The organism is Burkholderia sp. RF2-non_BP3, from assembly GCF_001522185.1.
GTDB lineage: Bacteria > Pseudomonadota > Gammaproteobacteria > Burkholderiales > Burkholderiaceae > Burkholderia > Burkholderia diffusa.
Map to the genome: position 1 here is coordinate 266,227 of NZ_LOSU01000009.1, position 26,031 is coordinate 292,257.

The window sequence follows — 26,031 nt, forward strand, 5'->3', positions numbered from 1 at the left end:
TTTCTCCTTCGCCACTTGCTCAGTGCGCCCAGCGCAGCACGAGCGGATCGAGCCGGCGCGCGATCGCGATCAGCTCCGCGCGCGTGTCCGGATGCAGTTCCGGCATCGGATGCCGCGGCCGCTCGCACGCGATCACGCCGCCTTCACGCATCAGCGCCTTCGCGGTGAGGATCCCGGACTGGCGGTTCTCGTGATTGATCAGCGGCAGCCACGCCTGATAGCGCGCGAACGCATCGTCGTGCCGCCCTTCGCGGAAGGCTTCGAGGATCGGCCGGATGCCGTCCGGAAATCCGCCGCCCGTCATCGCGCCGGTCGCGCCGGCATGCAGGTCGGCGAGCAGCGTGATCGCTTCCTCGCCGTCCCACGGCCCTTCGATCGCGTCGCCGCCGAGCCGGATCAGCTCGCGCAGCTTGTTCGCCGCGCCGGGCGTCTCGATCTTGAAGTACGCGACCTGCTCGATCTCGCGCGCCATCCGCGCAAGGAACGGCGCGGACAACGCGGTGCCGCTCGCGGGTGCGTCCTGGATCATGATCGGAATGTCGATCGCGTCCGACACGCGCGCGAAGAAGTCGAAGATCTGCGCTTCGGGCACGCGGAACGTCGCGCCGTGATACGGCGGCATCGCCATCACCATCGCCGCGCCGAGCTGCTGCGCGCGCAGGCTGCGCGCCGCGCACACCTGCGTGCCGTAGTGCGACGTCGTGACGATCACCGGCACGCGGCCGGCGACGTGTTCGAGGATCGTGCGCGTGAGCACGTCGCGTTCGTCGTCGGTGATCGCGAATTGCTCGGAGAAGTTCGCGAGGATGCACAGGCCGTCGGAGCCCGCGTCGATCATGAAGTCGACCGCGCGCTTCTGGCTCGCGAGGTCGAGCTCGCCGGTGTCGGAAAACGTCGTCGGGACGACGGGGAAAATGCCGCGATAACGCGGCGTGCTGCTCGATGTCATGGTTCGGTCCTGCGTCGGCCTCGAGGCGAGGCCATCAAGCGTTCACGGTTTCGTATCGCCACTTCGCGTCGCGCGGGCCATCGCCCGCGCCCGCCTGCCGCTCAATGCGAATGACTCGGCACGTCGGCACCGCGCATGCCGACCAGGAAGTCGAGGTCGCACCCCTCGTCGGCCTGCAGCACGTGATCGATGTACAGCCGCGCGTAGCCGCCCTTGCCGAGTTGGCCGGCCACGCCGGGCGCCGCGGTCGGATCGACGTCCGACAGGCGGCGCTGCAGTTCGTCGTCCGTAATGTCCAGGTGCAGCGTGCCGGCATCGCAGTCGAGTTCGATCCAGTCGCCGTTGCGCACGGCGGCCAGCGGCCCGCCCGCGGCGGCTTCCGGCGCGACGTGCAGCACCACCGTGCCGTAAGCCGTGCCGCTCATCCGCGCATCCGAGATCCGCACCATGTCCTTGACGCCCTGGCGCAGCAGCTTCGGCGGCAGCCCCATGTTGCCGACCTCGGCCATCCCCGGATACCCGCGCGGCCCGCAGTTCTTCAGCACCAGCACCGAGCTGGCATCGACGTCGAGCGCTTCGTCGTTGATCGTCGCCTTGTAGTGATCGAGGTTCTCGAACACCACCGCGCGGCCGCGATGCTTCAGCAGCTCGGGGCTCGCCGCCGACGGCTTCAGGACCGCGCCGCGCGGCGCGAGATTGCCGCGCAGGATGCAGATGCCGCCGTCCGCGATCAGCGGCCGGTCGAGCGGACGGATCACCTCGTCGTCGTAGTTCGGCGCTTCGCGCACGTTCTCCCACAGCGACTTGCCGTTGACCGTCAGCGCGTCCGGGTGCGGCAGCAGCCCGCCTTCGCCGAGCCGGCGCAGCACGGCCGGCAGCCCGCCCGCGTAATAGAACTCCTCCATCAGGAAGCGCCCGGACGGCATCAGGTCGACGATCGTCGGCGTGTCGCGGCCGATGCGCATCCAGTCCTCCAGCTCGAGCGGCACGCCGATGCGGCCCGCGATCGCCTTCAGGTGGATCACCGCGTTGGTCGAGCCGCCGATCGCCGCATTCGCGCGGATCGCGTTCTCGAACGCGGCGCGAGTCAGGACCTTCGACAGCACGAGCCCTTCGAGCGCCATCTCGACGATGCGGATGCCGGACATGTGCGCGAGCACGTAGCGGCGCGAATCGACGGCCGGAATCGCGGCGTTGTGCGGCAGCGCGACGCCGAGCGCCTCGGCCATGCACGCCATCGTCGATGCGGTGCCCATCGTGTTGCAGGTGCCGGCCGAGCGCGACATGCCGGCCTCGGCCGACAGGAAGTGGTGCAGGTCGATCTCGCCCGCCTTCAGCGATTCATGCAACTGCCACACGGCCGTGCCCGAGCCGATGTTCTTGCCTTCGAGCTTGCCGTTCAGCATCGGCCCGCCCGACACGACGATCGCCGGCACGTCGCAGCTCGCCGCGCCCATCAGCAGCGCCGGGGTCGTCTTGTCGCAGCCGGCGAGCAGCACGACCGCGTCGATCGGGTTGCCGCGGATCGCTTCCTCGACGTCCATCGACGCGAGGTTGCGCGTGAGCATCGCCGACGGCCGCAGGTTCGATTCGCCGTTCGAGAACACCGGGAACTCGACCGGGAAGCCGCCGGCTTCCGAGATCCCGCGCTTCACGTGCTCGGCGAGCTTGCGGAAGTGCGCATTGCACGGCGTCAGTTCGGACCACGTGTTGCAGATGCCGATGATCGGCCGGCCGTCGAACTCGTGATCGGGGATGCCTTGGTTCTTCATCCAGCTCCGGTACATGAAGCCGTTCTTGTCGTTCGTGCCGAACCATTGGGTGGAGCGCAGCCTGGGTTTTGTTGCCGACATCGTCAGTCCTGTGGTGACGGGATACCGGCGCAGTCTAGGCAGAATTTTGATAACTGGCTAATGACGTTTTAGGCGATTACGATATCGATTCCGATATCGATATAAACCCGTACGATGCAAGAAGCCAGCCCGTGGGGAAACCGCAACCGCCTGAAGACCCGCCAGCTCCTGCTGCTCGTCGCGCTCGCCGACGAAGGCAGCATTCACCGCGCGGCGGCCGCGCTGAACATGACACAGCCGGCCGCGTCGAAGCTGCTGCGCGAGCTCGAGGAATCGATCGGCGCGGTGCTGTTCGAGCGCCTGCCGCGCGGGATGCGGCCGACGCTGTATGGCGACGTGCTGATCCGCCACGCGCGTGCGGCGCTCGGCAGCCTCGACCAGGCGCGCGAGGAACTGGCCGCGCTGAAGGCCGGCCATCTCGGGCACGTGGCGGTGGGCGCGATCACGTCGCCGGGGCTGCGGCTCGTGCCGCCGGCCGTCGCCGCGGTGAAGGGCACGCATGCGAACGTGCGCGTGTCCGTCGCGATCGACACGAGTAATGCGCTGCTCGAACACCTCGCCCAGGACAAGCTCGACATCGTGCTTGGCCGGCTGTCCGCCGAACACGACAAGCTGCACCTGCGCTACGAGCCGCTGACCGGCGAGCCGGTCGCCGCGGTCGTGCGGCCCGGCCATCCGCTGCTCGCGCAGGCGCCGCTGTCGCTCGCCGGCGTGCAGCGCGCCGCGTGGGTGATGCCGCCGGCCGGCAGCGTGCTGCGGCATCGCTTCGAGCTCGTGTTCCAGCGCGCGAGCCTGGCGCCGCCCGCAAACGTCGTCGAGACGGCCGCGCTGCTGTTCATCACGCAGCTGATCGAGCAGAGCGACATGATCGCGGTGCTCGCGGAAGATGTCGCGCTGTACTACGCGCGACACGGGATCGTCTCGGTGCTGCCGCTGGAGATGGATTGCCGGATGGACGATTTCGGGATCATCACGCGCACCGACCGGCTGCATTCGCCGGCCGTCGAGGTGATGGCGGATGCGATTCGGGTGGCGGCGAGGGAGGTTTACGGGGTCGGGGTGTAACGCGGCGCGGCCCGGTTTCGTCCGGCCCGCGTGCCGCGTTGCGGTTACGCCCGGCGCGCAGCGAACCCGGCCCGCTCCAAACGTGGCATCACCCCGCCGCGCACTCGATCACCGGTTCGCACCGGATCGGGAAATTCACCGAATTCGCCACATAGCACTTCGCATGCGCGTCATGATGCAGCCGCTCGGCTAACTCGCGGTCGTCGCCCGCGCGGATCGTCACGCGCGGATGCAGCACGATTTCGGTGAAGCGCCCCGGCTCGGGGCTGTCGAGCATCGTCGCTTCGGCGTCGTCGACATACGCGAGCACGCGGACGCCCGCATCCGAACACAGATGCAGATACCAGAGCTTGTGGCACGCCGATACCGACGCCAGCAGCAGGTCTTCCGGATTCCAGCGCGCCGCGTCGCCGCGGAACGCCGGATCCGACGAGCCCGGAATGTCCGGCTTCGAACCCGCGCGGATCACATGATCGCGGCCGTATTCGCGATACCCCGACGTACCGGTTCCCCGGTTGCCGGTCCACTCCACTGCCACGCGGTACTTGTGTTCGCCATGCGCCATCTCGCTCTCCTCTGCTGTCGGAACGTGAGGCCGTCATTGTGGCACCGGAATGCCGTTTGGTATACCATTATTCCAAAATGAGGAACCCGGAAGCATGGAAGCCAGACCCGATTCCACGGCGGACGCCGTGGCCGCATCGATGCGGGAGATGATCATCAACGGCGAGTTGCACGCAGGTGAGCGGCTCGTCGAGCGCGACCTCGCCGAGCGCTTCGGGATCAGCCGGATTCCGATGCGCGAGGCGATCCAGCGGCTGGAGCGCGAAGGACTGCTGGACATCTTCCGCAATCGCGGCGCGGTCGTGCGGATGCTGAGCGCGTCCGACGTGCAGGAAATCTACGACATGCGCACGCTGCTCGAAGGCGATGCGATCTACCGCAGCGTGAAACGGCTCGACGACGAAACGCTCGCGCGTGCCGAACTCGTGCACCGGCTGCTCGGCGAATCGAACGTGCCGCGCCGGCAAGGCGAACTGAATCGCGAATTCCATGCGTTGCTGTATTCGTGCTGCGGCAACGCGCGGCAGTTGAAGGCGATCGCGGAACTGCGCAGCCAGGTCGAGCGCTACGAGCGGCTGCAAACCACGTTGCTCGCGGATACGCCGTCGTTCCAGGTCGAGCACGACGCAATCCTGCAAGCATGCCGCGAACGCAATGCACGTGGCGCCCGCGCGATGACGGTCGCGCATCTCGATTCGGCGCGGCGCATCGTGATGCGGCTCGTCGAAGGCGGGTGACGCAGACGGACGACGCGGCCCGCCTCGTCATGTCACCCATCGGCCGGCGATCCATCCTCCGTTTGCAGCTTCCGGGTCTGGCCCGAGCGCTTGCGAGACGCGCGGCACGCATCGCGACCGCACGCGACGTCTACGCCGTCGTGCGCCGCCCCGGCGCCGCGCCCGTCGTACCCCTCACCACCAATCGCGGCACCGGCGCCGTCCGCACGCGCGATGCATCGTCGATGTGCCCGCCCGCCTCGCGCAATGCGTTGAGCAGTTCGACCGCGAGCCCCGCGGCCTCGGCGGTCGGGATCGCAACGGTCGTCAGCGTGGGACGCGTATCGCTGGCCAGATGAATATCGGTGATGCCGACGATCGACAGATCGTCGGGCACGCGCCGGCCGCGATCGGCCGCGGCGTGCAACGCGCCGATCGCGGGCAGGTCGTTGGTCGCGACCAGCGCGGTCAGCTCCGGATGCGCGTCGAGCAGCCAGCCCGCCGCGCGCACGCCGCCTTCGATCGAATCGGGTTCGGCCGCGACGATCGACGCGTCGAGCCCGGCTTCGCGCATCACGTCGACGAAGCCGTCGTAGCGCGCCGCCTGCACGCCGCTCGCCGAGCCGCCGACGATCACGCCGATCGTCCGATGCCCGAGCTCGAGCAGATGCCGCGTCGCGATCCGCCCCGCCTCGCGGAAATCCACGGCCACGCACGGCAACCCTTCGGGCGGCGCATCGGGCCGCTCCCACAGGCACAGCACGACCGGCACACCGCGCCGCGCGACGTCGACGAGATCCGGCAAATGCAGGTTCGCGTTGGTCACGAGAATGCCTTCGGAAATCGTGCCGGCGATCTGGTCGAGATACGCGCGACCCTGCAACGGATCTTCGTTGGTATTGCAGACGATCAGGAATTGTCCGTTGCGACGCACCGCGCGTTCGACCGCGAGCGCGAATTCCGGATAAAACGGGTTGGCGATGCTCGACACCATCAGCGCGACCGTCGGCGCGCGCCCTTCCGCCAGCGCCCGCGCGGCCAGATGCGGCCGGTAGCCGAGCGCCTGCACGGCGTCGAGCACCCGCGCCCGCGTGGCTTCGCCGACCCGGCCGCGGTTGCGCAGCACGTTCGAGACCGTCGCGGCCGTCACGCCGGCGCGGCGGGCCACTTCATCGAGTGTCGCCATGATGTGTCCACTATATGAGATGCCGATCCAGTATTTGCTTCGCTCACCGAAGCGGCGCACTATCGCCGCACACCCTGCCGCCCGATCAACGGGCGCGACTCGGCCACGATCGCTATCGGCGCTTTTTTTGATCGCGATGGTTAAGCGCTTAAGCATCGATGAGAGCGCATTAGAACATGGAGCGGAGACAATGGCGAGCATCTCGATGCGGCGCGTGCAGAAAGCCTACGGCGAGCACGCGCCGGTCATTCGCGACGTCGATCTGGAGATCGGCGCGCACGAGTTCTGCGTGTTCCTCGGTCCGTCCGGCTGCGGCAAGTCGACCCTGCTGCGGATGATCGCGGGCCTCGAGGACCTGAGCGACGGCGAGCTCTCGATCGACGGCCGCCGCGTCGACGACGTGCCGGCCGCCGAACGCGGCGTCGCGATGGTGTTCCAGAGCTACGCGCTGTTTCCGCACATGACGGTCTACGAGAACATGGCGTTCGGGCTGAAGCTCGCGCGCGTGCCGAAGGCCGAGATCGACCGGAAGGTGCGCGACGCCGCGCGGATCCTGCAGCTCGACACGCTGCTCGAGCGCAAGCCGAAGGCGCTGTCGGGCGGCCAGCGGCAGCGCGTCGCGATCGGTCGTGCGATCGTGCGCGAGCCCGGCGTGTTTCTGTTCGACGAACCGCTGTCGAACCTCGACGCGGCCTTGCGCGGCCAGACGCGCATCGAGATCGCGAAGCTGCACCGGCAGTTCGAACGCGCGAGCGTCGTCTACGTGACGCACGACCAGACCGAGGCGATGACGCTCGCCGACAAGATCGTGCTGCTGCACGCCGGCGCGGACACCGCGCGGCACGGCAGCATCGCGCAGGTCGGTGCGCCGCTCGACCTCTATCACCATCCGGCCAGCCGCTTCGTCGCCGGCTTCATCGGCTCGCCGCGGATGAACTTCCTGCCGGCCATCGTCGTCGCCTGCGACGCGCAGCGCACGATCGTCACCGTCGTGCCGTCCGGCGAAACCTTCACGCTGGCTCGCGACGGTTCCGCGCTCGCGGTCGGCGCGGCCGTCACGCTCGGCATCCGCCCCGAACACCTGACGCTCGGCGCCGCGCACGACGCGACCACGCTCGCGCGCGACGTCGTGCTCGTCGAGCGTCTCGGCGAGCAGACCTACGTGCACCTCGACCAGCCCGGCGGCACGCCGCTGATCGCGAAAGTGCCCGGCGACGCGCCGTTGCGTCGCGGCGAGCGCGTGCACGCGCATGCGCCGGCCGCGGCCTGCCACCTCTTCACCGAAGACGGCCGCGCGCTGCCCGCGTGCGCCGACCTTCCCGTCCACCATTACGCATAAGGATCGGCATGCGCCTCGGAGTCTGTTACTACCCGGAACACTGGCCGGAATCGATGTGGGCCGACGACGCCCGCCGGATGAAGGCGCTCGGCATCGCGCAGGTGCGTATCGCCGAATTCGCGTGGAGCCGCATCGAGCCGTCGCCGGGCGAATACGACTGGGGCTGGCTCGACCGCGCGGTCGACGTGCTCTCCGCGGCCGGTCTCGAGATCGTGATGTGCACGCCCACCGCGACGCCGCCGAAGTGGCTCGTCGACCGTCACCCCGACATCCTCGCGATCGGCGCGGACGGCCGGCCGCGCACGTTCGGTTCGCGCCGCCACTACGACTTCTCGTCGCCGACCTATCTCGACGCGTCGCGCCGCATCTGCACGGCGGTGGCCGAACGTTACGGCCGCCACCCGGCCGTGCGCTACTGGCAGACCGACAACGAGCTCGGTTGCCATCAGACGGTCGTCAGCTACTCGCCCGCCGCGCTCGTGCGTTTTCGCGCATGGCTGCAGGCGCGCTACGGCACGATCGACGCGCTGAACCGCGCGTGGGGCACCGTGTTCTGGAGCATGGAGTATCGGCATTTCGACGAAGTCGACGCGCCGGTCGGCACCGTGACCGAAGCGCATCCGTCGCACCGCCTCGACTACCGGCGCTTCGCGTCGGACGAAGTCGCACGCTATCACCGGATGCAGGTCGACGTGATCCGCGCGCATTCGCCGGGCCGCCCCGTCGCGCACAATTTCATGCAGCTCTTCACCGAGTTCGATCACTACGAGGTCGCGCGCGACCTCGACATCGCGACGTGGGACAGCTACCCGCTCGGCGCGCTCGAGGAGCAATGGTTCGCGCCCGACGTGAAGGCGCGCTGGCTGCGCACCGGCCACCCGGATTTCGCGTCGTTCAATCATGACCTTTATCGCGGGATGTCGAAGCTGCCGTTCTGGGTGATGGAGCAGCAGCCGGGGCCCGTGAACTGGGCGCACTGGAATCCCGCGCCGCTGCCGGGCATGGTGCGCCTGTGGAGCTGGGAAGCGTTCGCGCACGGCGCCGGCTGCGTGTCGTACTTCCGCTGGCGGCAGGCGCCGTTCGCGCAGGAGCAGATGCATGCGGGCCTGCACACGCCGGACGATCGACTCGACGAGGGCGGCCGCGAAGCACAGCGCGTCGCGCACGAGATTGCCGCCGTGATCGGCGCCGATGCCGACGCGAACGGCGCCGTGCGTGCGCCCGTCGCGCTCGTGTTCGACTACGAAGCGAAGTGGCTGCTCGAAGTGCAGCCGCAAGGCGCCGATTTCCACTACCCGCGCTTCGCGTTCGAGTACTACTCGGCGCTGCGTTCGCTCGGCCTCGACGTCGACATCATTTCCGCGCATGCGCCGCTCGACGGCTACCGGCTCGTCGTCGTGCCGCCGCTGCCGATCATGCCGGACGACTTCGCGGCGCGGCTCGCCGCCTCGGGCGCGCATGCGGTGTTCGGGCCGCGCACCGGTTCGAAGACCATCGACCTGCAGATTCCGCCGACGCTGCCGCCCGGTCCGCTCGCCGCGATCCTGCCGATGCGCGTGTGGCGCGTCGAATCGCTGCGGCCGAACGTGACCGAGCGGATCGACGGCACGCTGCGCGACGGCTCGCCGCTCACAGGCGACGCACGCCACTGGCGCGACCTCGTCGAGCTGCACGACGACGCACGCAGCGTCGTGCGTGCACGCTTCGCCGACGGTCATCCGGCCTGCGTGTCGCATGGCACGCTGCACTACTGGGCCGCGCTGTTCGACGATGCGACCACCGCGCGCCTGTTCGCCGACGTCGCGGCCGAAGCCGGCCTGACACCGTCGCCGCTCGGCGACGGCGTGCGCGTGAGCCGTCGCGGCGGCCTGACCTACGTGTTCAACTACGGCGGCGCGCCGCACACGATCGATGCGGTGCCGCCGTCCGCGTTCGTGGTCGGCGCCGCGCAGGTCGAGCCGCAAGGCGTCGCCGTGTACCGAAGCCGTTCGTAGCAACCGCCCCCGGCGCCGCGACGCGCCGGTCAAGCACAACGACACACAGGAATGGAGACATACATGACACATCGCCCCCTTCGCGTCGCCGCCCGGCTTGCGACCGCCGCCGCCATCGCGTTCGCTTCGTTCGGCGCCGCGGCGCCGGCCGACGCGGGCACGCTGACGATCAACATCGCGTTCAAGGGCGCCAGCCAGCGCGCGGTCTGGCAGTCGACGCTCGAGGCGTTCCACAAGGCCCATCCCGACATCGACGTGAAGCCCACCTTCGTCGACGAGGAAGCGTACAAGGTGCAGCTCCCCGCATGGCTCACGACCGTCGCACCCGACGTCGTGAACTGGCACGCGGGCGAGCGAATGGCGTACTACGCGAAGCGCGGGCTGTTCGAGGACCTGAGCGGCGACTGGGCGAAGAACGGCTGGGACGCGATGTACGCGTCGACGCGCAGCGCATCGTCGTACAACGGCAAGCAGTACGCGGCGCCGACCGTCTATTACTCGTGGGGGCTGTTCTATCGCAAGGACCTGTTCCGCAAGGTCGGCATCGCCGACGAGCCGAAGACCTGGGACCAGTTCCTCGACGCATGCAAGAAGCTGAAGGCGGCCGGCATCACGCCGGTCGCGGTCGGCGGCCGCGACGCGTGGACGCTCGCCGGCTGGTTCGACTATCTCGACCTGCGCCTGAACGGCAATGCGTTCCACCAGCAGCTGATGGCCGGCGACGTGCCGTACACCGACCCGCGCGTGAAGAAGGTCTACACGACGTGGAAATCGCTGATCGATTCGGGCTATTTCATCGACAACGCGCTGTCCTACGATCTCGACGGCGCGCAGCCGTTCCTGTTCCAGGGCAAGGCCGCGATGATGCTGATGGGCACCTTCATCGCCGCGGGCTTTCCGCCGAACGTGAAGCAGGAAATGGGCTATTACCGCTTCCCGATCATCGACCCGAAGGTGCCGACCGCCGAGGACGGCCCGGTCGAATCGCTGCACATTCCGACCAAGGCGAAGAACAAGGCCGACGCGCATACGTTCCTCGCGTTCGTCGAAACGCCCGAGATGGGCGCGAAGCTCGCGGAAGGGCTCGGCTCGCTGTCGGCCAACAGCAAGTCGCCGGAACCGGCCGATCCGATCTCGCGGATCGGCTTCCGGATCCTCGCCGATACCCGGGGCGGCGTCGCGCAGTTCTACGACCGCGACATGACGAAGGAAATGGCCGACGAAGGGATGAAGGGGATGCAGCAGTTCCTCGCGAATCCCGCGCAGCTCGATACCGTGCTCGCGCAACTCGAGCAGACCCGCAAGCGGATCTACAAGAAGTAACCGCGTGACCCCTGCGGCGGCCCGGTGCCGCCGCGTCCGTCCAGGAGGCTTGCCGTGTCCAGTCCGATCACGTCCAGACCCGTCGAAACGCCTGCCGCTCCGGCCGCCGCCGCGCCGCCGGCCGGCAGGTCGCCCGCCGCATTGCGCGCGCGTCGCCCGTCGCCGGCCGTGCGGCGGCAACAGCGCGCCGCGTGGCTCTTTCTCGCGCCCGCGTGCGCAATGGTTGCCGTCTATGTGATCTGGCCGATCCTGTCGACGCTGTGGCTGAGCCTCTGCAACTGGGACGGGATGACCGAGCGCACGTTCGTCGGTCTCGCGAACTACGCCGAGCTGCTGCACGCGCCGACGTTCTACACCGCGCTGCGCAACAACGTGATCTGGCTCGCGCTGTTCATGCTCGCGCCGCCGCTCGGCCTCGCGCTCGCGCTGTACCTGAACCAGGCGGTCGCCGGCATCCGGCTCGTGAAGTCGCTGTTCTTCGCGCCGTTCGTGCTGTCGGGCGTGGTCGTCGGCCTGATCTTCTCGTGGTTCTACGATCCGACCTTCGGGCTGCTCGCGCTGATCGCCGGACACGGCATCCCGGTGCTCGGCGATGCGCGCTACGCGACGTTCGGCATCGTGTTCGCCGCGCTGTGGCCGCAGACCGCGTACTGCATGATCCTGTACCTCACCGGCCTCACGTCGGTGAACCCGGAACAGATCGAAGCGGCGCGGATGGAAGGCGCGCGCGGCTTCGCGCTGCTGTGGCACGTCGTGCTGCCGCAGTTGCGGCCGACCACGTTCATGGCGATCGTCGTCACGGTGATCGGCGCGCTGCGCAGCTTCGACCTGATTTCGGTCATGACGGGCGGCGGCCCGTTCGAGAGCTCGACCGTGCTCGCGTATTACATGTACGACCAGGCGATCAAGTACTACCGGCTCGGCTATTCCGCGGCGATCGCGGTCGTGCTGTTCGCGATCATGCTCGTCTATATCGTGTTCCAGTTGCGCCGCATGCTGCGCAACGAGCAGTGACCTGACTTTCCGGGGATGCCTTCATCATGTTTCCGACACCTGTTGCCCACTGGAAGCCGGTATCGCGCCGGCTGTACAAGCTGTCGCTGCCCGTCGCGCTGGTGATCTGGCTGCTGCCGATGATCGCGGTGTTCGTCACGTCGGTGCGCTCGACCGAGGAACTGGTCGAAGGCCACTACTGGGGCTGGCCGCGACACTTCTCGATGATCGAGAACTATCGCGACGCGCTGACCACGTCGCCGATGCTGCATTACTTCTGGAACAGCGTGCAGATCACGGTGCCGTCGGTGCTCGGGTCGATCGCGCTTGCCGCGATGGCCGGGTTCGCGCTGGCGACTTACCGGTTTCGCGGGAATGCCGCGTTGTTCGGGACGTTCGTCGCGGGGAATTTCGTGCCGGTGCAGGTGTTGATGATTCCCGTGCGGGATTTGTCGCTCAGGCTCGGGGTATTCAATACGGTCGAGGCGTTGATTCTCTTTCACGTCGCGTTTCAGACGGGGTTCTGTACGCTGTTTCTGCGGAATTTCATCAAGCAGTTGCCGTTCGAGCTGATCGAGGCGGCGCGGATCGAAGGCGCCGGCGAATGGACGGTGTTCTGGCGGATCGTGTTGCCGTTGATCCGGCCGGCGTTGGCGGCGCTTGCGATTCTCGTGTTCACGTTCGTGTGGAACGATTATTTCTGGGCGCTGTGTCTCACGCAAGGCGACGAGGCCGCGCCGATCACCGCGGGGGTGGCGGCGCTGAAGGGACAATGGACGACGTCGTGGAACCTCGTCTCGGCCGGGTCGATTCTCGCCGCGTTGCCGTCGGTCGCGATGTTCTTCGCGATGCAGAAACATTTCGTCGCGGGGCTGACGTTCGGGGCGACCAAAGGTTGAATTCGCGCTGACCGCCGATCGTCGATCGCGAATTCGGATCTCCCCCTCTTCATCGAGAGGATTGCCCGCTTCGGCGGGCTTTTTTATTCTGATGGGGCCGGTGTTCGCGTCAGGGCCAAATAGACCATACCCACCTCGGCAATCCCCAAAGAAGATCCCGGCCGCCGTGCCCGCCGCCGCGCCCGCCCGCGCGCGAGGCCGGCTGCTGCGGCGCGACCGAATTTCACCAGAACGCGCAGGAGGCCGGCGCGGAAGCGATCGTGCTGACGGCGAGCGGCTGCGGCGCGTTCGTGAAGGAATACGGCGACCTGTTGCGCTCCGACCCCGTCTATGCGGACAAGGCGCGGCGCGTCAGCGCACTCGCGCGCGATCTCGCGGAAGTCATCGCGGCCGAGCCGCTCGACGCGCTGGCCGACGCGACGCAGCGCCGCGTCGCGGTTCATTGCCCGTGCACGCTGCAGCACGCGCAGCGGCTCGGCGGCGCGGTGGAACGCATCCTGACGCGGCGCGGCTTCGATCTGACGAATGTCGCCGACGGCCACCTGTGCTGCGGCTCCGCCGGCACCTACGCGCTGACGCAGCCCGAACTCGCCACCAGACTGCGCGACAACAAGCTCGACGCGCTCGAAGCCGCGCGGCCGGACCCGATTGTCACGGCCAACATCGGCTGCCAGACTCACCTGAACGGCGCGGGCCGCACGCGCGTGCGCCACTGGATCGAGCTCGTCGACAACCGACTCGTCAACTGACCGCTGATTCCGGAGGAACGCCATGAAAACGAAGCCCGAACTCGAACTCGCCGACGTCGACCGCATGCTCGCCGCCGCCCGTGCGGAGGCCGAGCGTCACGGCTGGGCCGTGTCGATCGCCGTCGTCGACGACGGCGGCCACCTGCTCGCGTTCGCGCGCCTCGATGGTGCATCGGCGGCCAGCGCCTGCATCGCTCAGGACAAGGCGCGCGCGGCGGCGCTCGGCCGTCGCGAGACGAAGGCGTATGAGGATATGATCAACGGTGGCCGCACGGCGTTTCTGAGCGTGCCGCTGACAGGATTGCTCGAAGGCGGCGTGCCGGTGACGGTGAGCGGCCGTATTGCGGGCGCGATCGGTGTATCCGGCGTAAAGTCCGAACAGGACGCGCAGATCGCCCGCGCCGGCACACAAAGCGTCGCGGCATAACCAGCCAAGCCGCGCGCGATTTTTTCCCCGGGAGGAATCACGATGATCGACCAAGCAGGACTGCAAGTCGCGCCAGCGCTGAGCCAGTTCATTGAAAACGAAGCACTGCCGGGCACCGGTATCGACAAGGCCGCCTTCTGGAGCGGTTTCTCGGCCCTGGTGCACGACCTCGCGCCGCGCAACCGCGAACTGCTCGCGGAACGCGACCGCCTGCAGTTGGAACTCGACGCGTGGCATCGCGCGCACCCCGGCCCGGTGCGCGACCATGCCGCGTATCGCGCGTTCCTCGAACAGATCGGCTACCTCGTGCCGGTCCCGTCGAACGTCGCGGCAGCCACCGCGAACGTCGACAGCGAGATAGCGACGCAGGCCGGCCCGCAGCTCGTCGTGCCGCTGTCGAACGCGCGCTATGCGCTGAACGCCGCGAACGCGCGCTGGGGCAGCCTGTACGACGCACTGTACGGCACCGACGCGCTGCCCGAGGACGGCGGCGCCGAACGCACCACGGCCTACAACCCGACGCGCGGCCAGCGCGTGATCGACTACGCGCGTGACGTGCTCGACAACGCGGCGCCGCTCGCGAGCGGCTCGCACCGCGACGCGCTGCGCTATCGCGTGGAAGACGGCCAGCTCGCCGTCGAAACCGGCAAGGGCGTCGTGCACCTCGCGCAGCCGGCGCAGTTCGTCGGCTACCAGGGCGCGGCGGGCGCACCGTCCGCGATCCTGCTGAAGCACAACGGCCTGCACCTCGAGATCCAGATCGACGCGTCGACCCCCATCGGCCGCGCCGATCTCGCGAACGTGAAGGACGTCGTGCTCGAAGCCGCGGTCAGCACGATCATCGACTGCGAGGATTCGGTCGCGGCGGTCGACGCCGACGACAAGGTCCAGCTCTATCGCAACTGGCTCGGCCTGATGCAGGGCACGCTGGTCGAGGAAGTCGCGAAGGGCGGCAAGACCTTCACGCGCCGCCTGAACGCCGATCGCGAATACACGACGCCGGCCGGCGGCACGCTGACGCTGCACGGCCGCTCGCTGCTGTTCGTGCGCAACGTCGGCCACCTGATGACCAACGGCGCGGTGCTCGACCGCGACGGCAACGAGATTCCGGAAGGCATCCTCGACGGCGTCGTCACGGTGCTGTGCTCGCTGCACGACCTGAAGGCGAAGCGCAACTCGCGCACGGGCTCGATCTACATCGTGAAGCCGAAGATGCACGGCCCGGTCGAAGTCGCGTTCGCCGACACGCTGTTCGCGCGCATCGAGGACCTGTACGGCCTGCCGCGCAACACGCTGAAGATGGGCATCATGGACGAGGAGCGCCGCACCAGCGTGAACCTCGCCGCCTGTATCGCGGCCGCCGCCGCGCGCGTCGCGTTCATCAACACCGGCTTCCTCGATCGCACCGGCGACGAGATGCACACCGCGATGGAGGCGGGCCCGATGATCCGCAAGGGCGACATGAAGTCGTCGGCGTGGATCCAGTCGTACGAGCGCAACAACGTGCTCGCTGGCCTGTCGGCCGGCCTGCGCGGCCGCGCGCAGATCGGCAAGGGCATGTGGGCGATGCCGGACCTGATGCACGCGATGCTCGAGCAGAAGATCGCGCATCCGCGCGCCGGCGCGAACACCGCGTGGGTGCCGTCGCCGACCGCCGCGACGCTGCACGCGCTGCACTACCACCTCGTCGACGTGCAGGCCGTCCAGCAGGAACTCGAGAAGACGCCGTATGCGAGCGAACGCGACGCGCTGCTCGAAGGCCTGCTGACCGTGCCGGTCGTCGAACGCGCCGAGTGGAGCGAGGCCGAGATCCTGAGCGAAGTCGAGAACAACGCGCAGGGCATCCTCGGCTATGTCGTGCGCTGGGTCGAACAGGGCGTCGGCTGCTCGAAGGTGCCGGACATCCACGACGTCGGCCTGATGGAAGACCGCGCGACGCTGCGCATCTCGAGCCAGCACATCGCGAACTGGCTGCGCCACGGCGTGATCACCGAGGCGTTCGTGCTCGACGTGTTCAAGCGGATGGCGCGCGTCGTCGATCAGCAGAACGCCGGCGACCCGAACTATCGCCCGATGGCGCCCGGCTATGACCAGTCGACGGCATTCAAGGCCGCGTGCGCGCTGGCGCTGCAGGGCACGTCGCAGCCGAGCGGTTATACCGAGCCGCTGCTGCATCGGTTCCGGCTCGCGTACAAGGCGCAGCAGCACGGCGCGTAAACCCTTGCATGCGGGCTTTCCCGCATGCGGTTTCGCGAAACGGGCGGCCATCGTGGCCGCCCGTTTTCATCTGCGAATTCACGCGGACACCGAAATCGATAATCGGTCCGTATCGCACCGCTTCAAGTTCCCGCTTCACCGGCCGTTAAAACGGTAAAACCGGCGACCGTGGAATGCGCGCCGCTCCGCGCCTGGCGCAAAGCCTTGCACCGCAACGCTCCACGCGCGATTGGCAAGTATTGGCCACGGCGATAATTTGATCCGGATCAACGGTCCGCAACATTCTCCGCGTATACAAATACGCGCGTTATACTCGGAACAATCCGCGCCGCCCGATTCGTCGGATCGTCGAATCGCGGCCAATCCTCCCGGTGAATGGAGCGATTTTTGCGGTTTATCCGGCCGCAATCATGGATGATCGGCTCCGGTTCTCCGGTCGATCGGGCGGCGTGCGCATCGGAGACCGCGCACCGGATCGCCGCCGGCAAATCATACGAACAATCGCATCGGCCCGCCGCCTGGCGGCGATGCCCATCGATCCACGGACCATGGCAGAAACCGACTACGCAATGCCCAGCGAATCCGGCCTGACGGGCCGCATCGCCGCGCAATTTCGCCGGTTCCTGCTGCCGCACCTGATCTTCTATTCAGGGTTGCTGATCGCGCTGCTCCTGTTGCTGCTGTGCGCCATCGTGCTGTACGAAGGCCGCATCGACGCACGCGATCGCGCGCGCACCACCCAGCAGAACATCGCGCTGATGGCGTCGTGGGACATCGAGCGCAACATCGAGATCTATTCGCTGTCGCTGCAGGCGGTCGTCGACGGCTCGAACGATCCCGCGGTCGCCGCGCTGCCGATGTCGCTGCGCCGCCAGGTGCTGTTCGACCGCGCGACGACGGCCAAATACCTCGGCGGCATCTACGTGCTCGACGCGAACGGCGACATCGCGGTCGACGGCATGAGCGATGTGCCGCGCAAGGCCAACTTCCGCAACGAACCGTATTTCACGGTGCACCGCGACCACCCGAACGTCGGCCTGTACGTCAGCGATCCGTACCGTTCGCGGCTGCGCGGCGGCTCGCTGAGCATCGCGCTCAGCCGGCGAATCACGAGGCCCGACGGGTCGTTCGGCGGCGTCGCCGTGATGTCGATCCGGCTCGAATATTTCCAGAACCTGTTTTCGCGCCTGGCGCTCGGCGATCGCGGCTCCGTCGCGCTGATCAACACCGACGGCCGGATGGTCGCGCGCAAGCCGTACGATCCGGCGATCGTCGGCCGCGACATCAGCAAGGCCAGCACGTTCCGTCATTTCATGACCGCGAACGAGGGCAGCTTCGCCGATACCGCGTCGATCGACGGCGTGCGCCGCCTGTACGTGTTCCGGCATCTCGAAAATCTGCCGCTGATCATCATGGTCGCGCGCTCGGAAGCCGACACCTACGCCGCGTGGTACGACCGCGCGATCCCGATCGGCTCGGCGATGGCCATGCTCGCACTCGGCTTCGTCGGCTTGTCGCTGCTGCTCGACGTGCAACTGCGCAAGCGTCACCGTGCGGAAACCGAACTGCAGGCGCTCGCGCGCACCGACGGCCTCACCGGCCTCGACAACCGCCGCATGCTCGACGTCACGCTCGAGCGCGAATGGCGCCGCGCGGCACGCTCGCAACATGCGCTGTCGCTGCTGTTCGTCGACGTCGATCACTTCAAGCGCTACAACGACACGCAAGGCCACCAGGCCGGCGACGACGCGCTCGCCGCGGTCGGCCGCTGCATCGCCGGCTGCCTGCGGCGCCCGGCCGACTATGCGGCCCGCTACGGCGGCGAGGAGTTCGTCGTCGTGCTGCCCGACGTCGACACGCCCGGCGCCGTGACGATCGCCGAAGCGATCCGCACCGGCATCCTCGATCTCGGCATCCGGCACGCCACGGGCTCGTCCGACTGCCTGACCGCGAGCATCGGCGTGACGACCTGCTATCCGGAGCGCGACGACAGCATCCAGGCCGCGCTGAAGCTCGCCGACGACGCGCTGTACCGCGCGAAGGAACGCGGGCGCAACCGGGTCGTCGTGCAGACGGCCGTGAGCGTCGATCGCACGCCGCGGCGCGCCTGAGCCACGGCGGGCCGGCAGGCCTTCGCCGGGCCTTCCGATCGCCCGCGTGCGAAATCGCCGACAATGTCGGCTCGCCGCCGCCGCGCGACAGACACATGCGCCGGCCGGCCCGCGCCCGCTTCACACCATCATGAGACTCAAGGCAAAGATTTTCCTCCTGGCGATCGTGCCATTCCTGCTCGCGATCGCCGGCATCGGCTTCGGCGTGCGCCAGCAGGCGACGTCGCTCGCGCGCACGCAGCACGCGACGATCCAGGCCGCCTACCTGTCGAGCAAGGAAATCGAGCTGAAGCATTACGTCGAACTCGCGACGAGCGCGATCATGCCGCTGTACGACGCGAGCGGCCGCAATGCGCGCGACGACGCGTTGCTGCGCACGCAGGCGCTCGCGATGCTGCAGAAGATGGATTTCGGCCCCGACGGTTATTTCTTCGTCTACGATCTGCACGGCAATGCGCTGATGCATCCGCGCGAGCCCGAGCGCGTCGGCCACAACTACTGGTCGATGCGCGACCCGCAAGGCGCGCTGACGATCCAGCAGCTGATCGGCGCCGCGTCGCACGGCGGCGGCTACGTGCGCTACACGTGGCAGCGGCCGTCGACGGGCAAGCCCGCGCCGAAGCTCGGCTACGTCGTCGCGCTCGAACGCTGGGGCTGGATGGTCGGCACCGGCATCTATCTCGACGACGTCGACACCGCGCTGCAACGCATCGACGCGCGCGCGTCCGCGAACATCGAGCGGACGATGAGCTGGCTCACCGCGATCGCGCTGACCGGCGCGGCTGCGATCGCCGTCTGCGCGCTGGTGCTGAACGTCAGCGAGTCGCGCAGCGCCGACGCGAAGCTCAAGCAGCTCGCGCAGCGTGTCGTCGAATCGCAGGAGCAGGAGCGCGAGCGGCTGTCGCGCGAACTGCATGACGGGATCAGCCAGATGATGGTGTCCGCGAAGCTGATGCTCGAATCCGCGCTCGCGCGCTTCGAGCGCGGCGCGACGCGCATGCCCGAAGCCGAGCAGGCGCTCGCGTCCGGCGTCGGGCGGCTCGGCGACACGCTGCGAGAAGTGCGGCGCATCTCGCATGCGCTGCGCCCGGCGATGCTCGACGATCTCGGCCTCGCGGCCGCGCTCGAGCAGCTCGTGCGCGAGCTCGGCGCGGAAAGCGGCATCGACATCGGCTATACGCAGGTCGCGCACAGCGGCGCGCGGCCGTTGCCCGCGCCGGTCAATACGGCGCTGTTCCGGATCGCGCAGGAAGCGCTCAGCAACATCGTGCATCATGCGCAGGCGTCGCGCGCGGCCGTCACGCTCGACGTCGGCGCGCATTCCGCCACGCTGACCATCGCCGACAACGGCTGCGGCTTCGATGCCGAGCGGTCGCAGACCGATGCGCGCCGCGGCATCGGGCTGCGCAACATGCGCGAGCGCCTCGACGCGCTCGGCGGCACATTGACGATCACGTCGCAGGTCGGCCACACCGTCGTGGCCGCGCGCGTGCCGCTGCGCGCCGCCTGAGCACGCGCCCCATCACCGGAGACCTTTGCCCATGAGCGCCCCCGATACCGTCCAGCCCGCCGCCCGACTGCTGCTCGTCGACGATCACCCGCTGGTGCGCGACGGCCTGCGGATGCGGCTCGAGGCGGCCGACCTGTCCGTGGTCGGCGAAGCCGGCAACGCGGACGAGGCGCTCGCGCTCGCCGCGTCGCTCGAGCCCGATCTCGCACTGATGGACGTCGGCATGAACGGGATGAACGGCATCACGCTCGCCGGCGTCTTCCACGAGCGCTTTCCGGGGATTCGCGTGCTGATGCTGTCGATGCACGACAACATCGAATACGTGACGCAGGCCGTGCGCGCAGGCGCGAGCGGCTATCTGCTGAAGGATTCGCCCGCGAGCGAGATCGTGCGCGCGATCGGCGCGGTGCTCACGGGGCAGACGTTCTTCAGCGAAGGGCTCGCCGCGCGGATGATCCAGGCGAGCGCGGCCGCGTCGCCGCTCGACCGCCTGACGCCGCGCGAACGCGACATCCTCGATGCGTTGGCCGAGGGGCTGTCGAGCAAGCAGATCGCGCAGCAGACGGGGCTGTCGGTGCGCACGGTGGAAACGCACCGGCTCAATCTGAAGCGCAAGCTCGAGATCGAGGGGCAGGCGGAGCTGATCAAGTTCGCGGTCGAGCATCGGCGGCGGTAGCGCCCCGACACGGGTCCCCGCGTCATTCCGAACCCGCAACGAAAAAGGGCGCCCGAGGGCGCCCTTGATGCATGCCGGCATGCTGAACATGCCGGCCGACCGGCGGCGATCAGTTCGTCCGCGCGTTGTGCTTCTGCAGATACGCGATCAGGCCGTCGATGCCGCCCGACGCGAGCTGGCCCTTGAACTGGCCCTGGTAGACCTGGATCAGCCACGCGCCCGACATGTCGATGTCGTAGATTTTCCAGTCGTTGCCGACCTTGCCGAGGCGGTAGCCGACCGACTGGCTGTCGCCCGGCGTCGTGACCGTCGACTGCACCAGCGCATCGGCGCCCGACGCGCCACCGGCCTTGAACGAGAACTTCGCGTCCTGGCCGCCGAGCTGCGCAAGCGACGCGGCATAGGTGCGCGTCATCAGCAGCTTGAACTGCTTGTACAGCTCCTGCTGCTGTTGCGGCGTCGCCTGCTTCCAGGCATCGCCGACCGCGATGCGGGTCGTGCGTTCGAAGTTCGTCGCGGGCAGGAAGCGCTGCTCGACGACTTGCGTGACTTTCGCCATGTCGCCGCCGCGCGCACCCGGATCGGCCTTCATCGCGTTGACGGTGCCTTCGACCGCATTGCGGACGATGTCGACGGGCGCGCTCTGCGCGAAAGCGGAAACCGACACGGCGGCCGCCGCGACGAAAGCAAACAGATGACGTTTCATACGGATATCGCACTCGATGAGAAAAAACGGCCGGCGGATTGCATCGGTGGCATCGGCCGGTGGGTCGAAGTATAGCGGCCCGGCGGCCGGCCTGCCGCGCGGTGACCGACTGTTACCTTTCAACCCCTTTTGTCACAGGCCCCGCCACGGCACGATGCCGGTCGATTATGTAAGTATCCCCATACGAATCGCCGGGCGCTGCGCGCCGATTCCTGCGCCGCGGAGCAAATATCCTTCCCGCCCCTTTACGCTCCATCGTCGCGACCGACGCCACGTTGCGCCGGTATACTCGTTGTTTTGTCCTTGCCAGCCCCTCCCCACCGCCACATGGTGACATCTCTCATCGTCCGACTCGTCGCATGGTCGGTACGCCGCCCCGTCTGGGTCGTCGTGCTGTCGCTCGTCGTCGCCGTCTTCAGCGGCGTCTACGTCGCGCAGCACTTCAAGATCAGCACGGACATCAGCAAGCTCGTCGACGCGGAACCCCAGTGGGCCACGCTCGGCCAGGCCGTCGACAAGGCCTTCCCGCAACGCAACGGCACGATCCTCGCGGTGGTCGAGGCCCCGGCGCCCGAATTCGCGACCGCCGCCGCGCATACGCTCACCGAAGCCCTGCAGAAGCAGGCCGACGCCGGCCGCATCGGCCAGGTCGCCGAACCCGGCGGCGGCCCGTTCTTCGAGCACAACGGGCTGCTGTTCCTGTCGCCGCAGGAAGTGACGGACACGACGACGCAGCTCGCGAGCGCACGGCCGCTCGTCAACGAGCTCGCGAAGAACCCGAGCCTGACCGGGCTCGCGACCACGCTGTCCACCACGCTCGGCCAGCCGCTCCTGACCGGCCAGGTGAAGCTGCCCGCGATGGCGAAGCTGCTCGCGCGCAGCGCCGCGACGGTCGACGACGTGCTGGCCGGCAAGCCCGCCGCGTTCTCGTGGCGCGGGCTGGTCGACAGCGATGCCGCACGCCAGCCCGCCCGCGCGTTCGTCACGGTGCAGCCGGTCGTCAACTACGGTGCACTGAAAGCCGGCGCCGAAACGACCCAGGTGATCCGCGACACGGCAAAAGTGCTCGGCCTCGAGCAACGCTACGGCGCGGTCGTGCGCCTGACCGGCGAACAGCCGCTCGCCGACGACGAATTCGCATCGGTGGAAGACGGCGCCGCGCTCAACGGCGCGCTCACGCTCCTCGCCGTGCTCGTGATCCTGTGGCTCGCGCTGCGCTCGAAGCGGATGATCGGCTCGGTGCTGGTCACGCTGTTCGTCGGCCTCGTCGTGACCGCGGCGCTCGGCCTCGCGATGGTCGGCTCGCTGAACATGATCTCGGTCGCGTTCATGGTGCTGTTCGTCGGCCTCGGCGTCGACTTCTCGATCCAGTACGGCGTGAAATACCGCGAGGAGCGCTTCCGCGATCCGCGCATCGATCACGCGCTGATCGGCGCCGCGCACTCGATGGGCATGCCGCTCGCGCTGGCCACCACGGCGGTCGCGGCGAGCTTCTTCTCGTTCATTCCCACGGCCTATCGCGGCGTGTCCGAGCTCGGCCTGATCGCGGGCGTCGGGATGTTCGTCGCGCTGCTGACCACGCTCACGCTGCTGCCCGCGCTGCTGCGCCTGTTCGCGCCGCCGGGCGAATCGAAGACGCCGGGCTTTCCGTGGCTCGCGCCGGTCGACGACTTCCTCGATCGCCATCGCAAGCCGATCCTGATCGGCACGCTCGCGGTCGTGATCGGCGCGCTGCCGCTGCTCGCGTTCCTGCACTTCGACTTCAATCCGCTGCACCTGAAGGATCCGAACAGCGAATCGATGGCGACGCTGCTCGCGCTGAAGGATTCGCCCGAAGCGGCCGTCAACGACGTCACGCTGCTCGCGCCGTCGCTCGCCGAGGCCGACGCAGCCGCGAAGCGTCTCGATGCGCTCCCGGAAGTCGGCCGCACGACGACGCTGTCGACCTTCGTGCCGGCCGACCAGCCGGCCAAGCGTGCGGCGATCGCCGCGGCCGCGAGCGACCTGCTGCCCGCGCTGACGCAACCGGCCGCGCCGGCCGCGACCGACGCGCAGCGCGTCGCCGCGCTCAAGCGCGTGTCGGACCTGCTGAGCTACGCGGCGGAAGATCACCCGGGCCCGGGCGCGGCCGCCGCCCAGCATCTGTCGGCATCGCTCGCGAAGCTCGCCGCCGCCGACAGCGCGACGCGCGACCGCGCCGAACGCGCGTTCTCCGACACGCTGCGCATCGCGCTCAATCAGCTCGCGACGCTGCTGCAGCCGCAGGACATCACGCGCGACGCGCTGCCGCCGCAGCTCGTGCGCGACTGGATCGCGCCGGACGGTCACGCGCTCGTGCAGATTTCGCCGAAGGTGCCGAAGGGCGTCGACCCGAACGACGACACGATGCTGCGCCGCTTCGCGAAGGCGGTGAAGGCCGCTGAGCCGGGCGCGATCGGCGGCCCGATCTCGATCCTGCATTCGGCCGACACGATCATCAACGCGTTCCTGCACGCGGCGCTGTGGTCGATCCTGTCGATCACGATCCTGCTGTGGATCACGCTGCGCCGCTTCGGCGACGTGCTGCGCACGCTGGTGCCGTTGCTCGTGTCGGGGCTCGTCACGCTCGAGATGTGCGTCGTGCTCGGCATGTCGCTGAACTTCGCGAACATCATCGCGCTGCCGCTGATGCTCGGCGTCGGCGTCGCGTTCAAGGTGTACTTCGTGATGGCATGGCGCGCGGGCCAGACGGGCCTGCTGCAGTCGAGCCTCACGCACGCGGTGCTGTTCAGCGCAGCGACGACCGCAACCGCCTTTGGCAGCCTGTGGCTGTCGCATCATCCGGGCACGTCGAGCATGGGCAAGCTGCTCGCGCTGGCGTTGACCTGCACCCTGATCGGCGCCGTGGTGTTTCAGCCCGTCCTGATGGGCAAACCGCGCGTCAAACGCGCCAAAGAACCAATCGCAAGGAAATAATGAACAAGGTGCGAATCATTGCGGCGACCGTCGCTGCCAGCGCGGTGCTGAGCGGCTGCGCGACGGGCCCGAACCGCAACCCCAACGACCCGCTCGAGCCGATGAACCGGGCGATGTACAAGTTCAACGACACGGTCGACACGAACATCGCCGTGCCGATCGCGAAGGGTTACCAGAAGGTCACGCCGACGCCCGTGCGCACCGCGATCAGCAACTTCTTCTCGAACCTCGGCGATCTCGGCAACATGGCGAACAACCTGTTGCAGCTGCGCATCACCGATGCGACGCAGGATCTGATGCGCGTGGCGATGAACTCGGTGTTCGGCGTCGGCGGCCTGATCGACATCGCGACGCCGGCCGGGCTGCCCAAGCATCACCAGGATTTCGGGCTGACGATGGCGCGCTGGGGCGTGCCGTCCGGCCCGTACCTCGTGCTGCCCGTGTTCGGGCCGAGCACGATCCGCGATGGCGTCGGCCGCGCGGTGGACGTCCGCTTCAACCTGCTCAACTACATCGAGCCGGCCGCGCGCAATCCGATGTACATCGCGCAGTTCATCAGCGCGCGTTCGGACCTGCTCGGCGCGACCGATCTGCTGAAGCAGGCGGCGCTCGATCCGTACTCGTTCGTCCGCGACGCGTATCTGCAGCAGCGCAAGTCGCTGACGTATCGCGGCCAGTCGGCGTCGGCCGCGCCGCCGAACTACACCGAGCCGGGTGAATCGGGTGCGGTGCCGGCGGCCGCGCCGACCGTGCCGGGCTTGCCGAACTACGAGGATCCGGGCGAGTCGGGCGGCGCATCGGGCACGGCACCGGGCAATGCGCCGGCCGCGCCGGGGTTGCCGCAGTATGAGGATCCGGGTGCGGACGGCGCGATGCCGGCGAGTGCGCCGGCGGCCGCGTCGGCCGGGGCGACGACTGCGCCGGCTGCCAACGGCGCACCGATCGCGCCGGCGATGCCGACGGTGCCCGCGAGCGGTCCGGCCGTGCAGTAACGCGCACGGCATCCGCCCGCAAGCCGAAGAGCGCTGCATCATGCAGCGCTCTTTTTTTGCGCGTACGCGAAACGAAAAGGGAAGGGGGAGGAGAAGCGGAAAGCGGCGAGCGCCGCTCAGACGATCCGCATCGCGCCGGCACGCTCGAATGCGTGCCGCGCCTGGATCAGCGTCGTGCGCGCCGCGCGCGCGTCGCCCGCAACCTGCAGCAGCGGGCCGAGCTGCGACGGCTGCTTCAGCAGTTCGCGCAGGATCGGCAAGATGGCCGTGCTGCCGTCGTCGCGCAAGCCGGCCGTCGCCGCCCGCGGCAACGTGCGCCACGCAGGGTCGACGATCGCGCGGCACACCGCGAACGGCACGCCGCGCGACGCCGCGAAGGCCGCGGCGATATGCGACTCCATGTCGACGGCGAGCGCACCCTTCGTGCGATGCAGCGACGTCTTTTCCTGCTCGCTGACCACCGGTGCACCGACCGCCGCCATCGTGCCGCGCGTGACGCGCGCCCACACCGGCGTGTCGTGCAGCGCAGCGACGAGCCGCGCGCTCCAGCCCGGATCGGTCTGCACGCGGCCGAACGGCCCGTCGATCGCGTCCGCGATCACGAGTGCGCCGGGCGCGAGATCGGGTGCGAGCCCGCCCGCCGTGCCGAAACTCACGATGCCCGCGCAACCGCGCGCGGTCGCCTCGGCCAGCGCGCGCTCGAGCCGGTCGGCCCGCGCGGCGAACACGGCCTCGACGCCGTGGCCGCTCGCAATGCGCGCCTCGAACGCCATCCCCGTGACGGCGATGACGGGCAACGTGCCGTTG

At 68.5% G+C, this 26,031-nt stretch carries 19 protein-coding genes and 2 pseudogenes; 15 read left to right on the forward strand and 6 right to left on the reverse strand.

All coding sequences use genetic code 11. The features are described from left to right. Positions 1 to 19: 19 nt before the first annotated feature. Positions 20 to 949 (reverse strand): dihydrodipicolinate synthase family protein, encoded by a 930-nt coding sequence (locus tag WS45_RS03330; protein WP_059689235.1) that lies wholly within the window; start codon positions 947 to 949, stop codon positions 20 to 22. A 101-nt stretch (positions 950 to 1,050) separates the two neighbouring features. Beyond that, complete coding sequence (locus WS45_RS03335; RefSeq protein WP_059698164.1) at positions 1,051 to 2,802, reverse strand: IlvD/Edd family dehydratase; 1,752 nt, start codon at positions 2,800 to 2,802, stop codon at positions 1,051 to 1,053. A 114-nt stretch (positions 2,803 to 2,916) separates the two neighbouring features. Between WS45_RS03335 and WS45_RS03340 the strand changes: the two genes are divergently transcribed. Beyond that, the gene (locus WS45_RS03340) at positions 2,917 to 3,867 is read left to right on the forward strand and encodes a LysR substrate-binding domain-containing protein (RefSeq protein WP_059698166.1); all 951 of its coding nucleotides are present in this window, start codon (positions 2,917 to 2,919) and stop codon (positions 3,865 to 3,867) included. 88 nt (positions 3,868 to 3,955) lie between these two features. On the opposite strand, the gene WS45_RS03345 is transcribed toward WS45_RS03340, so the two are convergent. Further along, entirely contained in the window at positions 3,956 to 4,432 is a 477-nt protein-coding gene (locus tag WS45_RS03345) for an OsmC family protein (RefSeq protein WP_059528969.1), read from the reverse strand. 94 nt (positions 4,433 to 4,526) lie between these two features. On the opposite strand from WS45_RS03345, the gene WS45_RS03350 reads away from it, so the two are divergent. Then, entirely contained in the window at positions 4,527 to 5,168 is a 642-nt protein-coding gene (locus WS45_RS03350) for a GntR family transcriptional regulator (protein WP_059698168.1), read from the forward strand. A 130-nt stretch (positions 5,169 to 5,298) separates the two neighbouring features. On the opposite strand, the gene WS45_RS03355 is transcribed toward WS45_RS03350, so the two are convergent. Further along, positions 5,299 to 6,333, reverse strand: coding sequence for a LacI family DNA-binding transcriptional regulator (locus WS45_RS03355; RefSeq protein ID WP_059698170.1), 1,035 nt, complete (start codon positions 6,331 to 6,333; stop codon positions 5,299 to 5,301). Positions 6,334 to 6,523: 190 nt separating this feature from the next. Between WS45_RS03355 and WS45_RS03360 the strand changes: the two genes are divergently transcribed. The 11 genes and pseudogenes from WS45_RS03360 (at position 6,524) to WS45_RS03410 (ending at position 20,571) form a co-directional block, all read left to right on the forward strand. Further along, on the forward strand, positions 6,524 to 7,672 hold the full coding sequence (locus WS45_RS03360) for an ABC transporter ATP-binding protein (protein WP_059528979.1): 1,149 nt from the start codon (positions 6,524 to 6,526) through the stop codon (positions 7,670 to 7,672). An 8-nt stretch (positions 7,673 to 7,680) separates the two neighbouring features. After that, positions 7,681 to 9,666, forward strand: coding sequence for a beta-galactosidase (locus tag WS45_RS03365; protein WP_059698172.1), 1,986 nt, complete (start codon positions 7,681 to 7,683; stop codon positions 9,664 to 9,666). Between the two features lie 63 nt (positions 9,667 to 9,729). After that, positions 9,730 to 10,989, forward strand: coding sequence for an ABC transporter substrate-binding protein (locus tag WS45_RS03370; RefSeq protein WP_059698236.1), 1,260 nt, complete (start codon positions 9,730 to 9,732; stop codon positions 10,987 to 10,989). Between the two features lie 54 nt (positions 10,990 to 11,043). Continuing rightward, positions 11,044 to 12,003, forward strand: coding sequence for a carbohydrate ABC transporter permease (locus WS45_RS03375; RefSeq protein ID WP_059689227.1), 960 nt, complete (start codon positions 11,044 to 11,046; stop codon positions 12,001 to 12,003). Between the two features lie 26 nt (positions 12,004 to 12,029). Then, positions 12,030 to 12,881, forward strand: coding sequence for a carbohydrate ABC transporter permease (locus tag WS45_RS03380; RefSeq protein WP_039318652.1), 852 nt, complete (start codon positions 12,030 to 12,032; stop codon positions 12,879 to 12,881). 185 nt (positions 12,882 to 13,066) lie between these two features. Further along, positions 13,067 to 13,630, forward strand: a pseudogene (locus tag WS45_RS03385) (heterodisulfide reductase-related iron-sulfur binding cluster); the annotation flags it as partial. 22 nt (positions 13,631 to 13,652) lie between these two features. Continuing rightward, positions 13,653 to 14,057 carry a GlcG/HbpS family heme-binding protein gene (locus tag WS45_RS03390; RefSeq protein ID WP_059528988.1) on the forward strand — a complete coding sequence of 135 codons (405 nt, stop codon included), beginning with the start codon at positions 13,653 to 13,655 and terminating at the stop codon, positions 14,055 to 14,057. Between the two features lie 42 nt (positions 14,058 to 14,099). Continuing rightward, entirely contained in the window at positions 14,100 to 16,274 is a 2,175-nt protein-coding gene (locus WS45_RS03395; protein WP_059698174.1) for a malate synthase G, read from the forward strand. A 548-nt stretch (positions 16,275 to 16,822) separates the two neighbouring features. After that, the gene (locus tag WS45_RS03400) at positions 16,823 to 18,385 is read left to right on the forward strand and encodes a sensor domain-containing diguanylate cyclase (RefSeq protein ID WP_059698176.1); all 1,563 of its coding nucleotides are present in this window, start codon (positions 16,823 to 16,825) and stop codon (positions 18,383 to 18,385) included. Positions 18,386 to 18,515: 130 nt separating this feature from the next. After that, a complete protein-coding gene (locus WS45_RS03405) occupies positions 18,516 to 19,895 on the forward strand; it encodes a cache domain-containing protein (protein ID WP_059698177.1) in 1,380 nt (459 codons plus the stop codon). A gap of 31 nt (positions 19,896 to 19,926) precedes the next feature. Continuing rightward, positions 19,927 to 20,571 carry a response regulator gene (locus WS45_RS03410; RefSeq protein WP_059528999.1) on the forward strand — a complete coding sequence of 215 codons (645 nt, stop codon included), beginning with the start codon at positions 19,927 to 19,929 and terminating at the stop codon, positions 20,569 to 20,571. Between the two features lie 109 nt (positions 20,572 to 20,680). On the opposite strand, the gene WS45_RS03415 is transcribed toward WS45_RS03410, so the two are convergent. Further along, positions 20,681 to 21,277 (reverse strand): MlaC/ttg2D family ABC transporter substrate-binding protein, encoded by a 597-nt coding sequence (locus tag WS45_RS03415; protein ID WP_059529002.1) that lies wholly within the window; start codon positions 21,275 to 21,277, stop codon positions 20,681 to 20,683. Between the two features lie 327 nt (positions 21,278 to 21,604). Here WS45_RS03415 and WS45_RS03420 point away from each other — a divergent pair. Together WS45_RS03420 and WS45_RS03425 are read left to right on the forward strand one after the other, a co-directional pair. Then, positions 21,605 to 24,236 (forward strand): annotated as a pseudogene (locus WS45_RS03420) (MMPL family transporter); the annotation flags it as partial. Next, the gene (locus WS45_RS03425) at positions 24,232 to 25,224 is read left to right on the forward strand and encodes an MlaA family lipoprotein (protein WP_059698182.1); all 993 of its coding nucleotides are present in this window, start codon (positions 24,232 to 24,234) and stop codon (positions 25,222 to 25,224) included. The pseudogene WS45_RS03420 and the gene WS45_RS03425, both read left to right, overlap by 5 nt. Before the next feature lie 116 nt (positions 25,225 to 25,340). Here WS45_RS03425 and WS45_RS03430 read toward each other — a convergent pair whose 3' ends face one another. Continuing rightward, a complete protein-coding gene (locus WS45_RS03430; RefSeq protein ID WP_059698237.1) occupies positions 25,341 to 25,997 on the reverse strand; it encodes a phosphorylase in 657 nt (218 codons plus the stop codon). Positions 25,998 to 26,031 lie beyond the last annotated feature (34 nt).

Excerpts from the sequence above, each read along its gene's own strand:
- WS45_RS03330 (WP_059689235.1), bottom strand. The coding sequence starts at position 949 with ATGACATCGAGCAGCACGCCGCGTTATCGCGGCATTTTCCCCGTCGTC.
- WS45_RS03335 (WP_059698164.1), bottom strand. The coding sequence starts at position 2,802 with ATGTCGGCAACAAAACCCAGGCTGCGCTCCACCCAATGGTTCGGCACG.
- WS45_RS03340 (WP_059698166.1), top strand. The coding sequence starts at position 2,917 with ATGCAAGAAGCCAGCCCGTGGGGAAACCGCAACCGCCTGAAGACCCGC.
- WS45_RS03345 (WP_059528969.1), bottom strand. The coding sequence starts at position 4,432 with ATGGCGCATGGCGAACACAAGTACCGCGTGGCAGTGGAGTGGACCGGC.
- WS45_RS03350 (WP_059698168.1), top strand. The coding sequence starts at position 4,527 with ATGGAAGCCAGACCCGATTCCACGGCGGACGCCGTGGCCGCATCGATG.
- WS45_RS03355 (WP_059698170.1), bottom strand. The coding sequence starts at position 6,333 with ATGGCGACACTCGATGAAGTGGCCCGCCGCGCCGGCGTGACGGCCGCG.
- WS45_RS03360 (WP_059528979.1), top strand. The coding sequence starts at position 6,524 with ATGGCGAGCATCTCGATGCGGCGCGTGCAGAAAGCCTACGGCGAGCAC.
- WS45_RS03365 (WP_059698172.1), top strand. The coding sequence starts at position 7,681 with ATGCGCCTCGGAGTCTGTTACTACCCGGAACACTGGCCGGAATCGATG.
- WS45_RS03370 (WP_059698236.1), top strand. The coding sequence starts at position 9,730 with ATGACACATCGCCCCCTTCGCGTCGCCGCCCGGCTTGCGACCGCCGCC.
- WS45_RS03380 (WP_039318652.1), top strand. The coding sequence starts at position 12,030 with ATGTTTCCGACACCTGTTGCCCACTGGAAGCCGGTATCGCGCCGGCTG.
- WS45_RS03390 (WP_059528988.1), top strand. The coding sequence starts at position 13,653 with ATGAAAACGAAGCCCGAACTCGAACTCGCCGACGTCGACCGCATGCTC.
- WS45_RS03395 (WP_059698174.1), top strand. The coding sequence starts at position 14,100 with ATGATCGACCAAGCAGGACTGCAAGTCGCGCCAGCGCTGAGCCAGTTC.
- WS45_RS03400 (WP_059698176.1), top strand. The coding sequence starts at position 16,823 with ATGGCAGAAACCGACTACGCAATGCCCAGCGAATCCGGCCTGACGGGC.
- WS45_RS03405 (WP_059698177.1), top strand. The coding sequence starts at position 18,516 with ATGAGACTCAAGGCAAAGATTTTCCTCCTGGCGATCGTGCCATTCCTG.
- WS45_RS03410 (WP_059528999.1), top strand. The coding sequence starts at position 19,927 with ATGAGCGCCCCCGATACCGTCCAGCCCGCCGCCCGACTGCTGCTCGTC.
- WS45_RS03415 (WP_059529002.1), bottom strand. The coding sequence starts at position 21,277 with ATGAAACGTCATCTGTTTGCTTTCGTCGCGGCGGCCGCCGTGTCGGTT.
- WS45_RS03425 (WP_059698182.1), top strand. The coding sequence starts at position 24,232 with ATGAACAAGGTGCGAATCATTGCGGCGACCGTCGCTGCCAGCGCGGTG.
- WS45_RS03430 (WP_059698237.1), bottom strand. The coding sequence starts at position 25,997 with ATGGCGTTCGAGGCGCGCATTGCGAGCGGCCACGGCGTCGAGGCCGTG.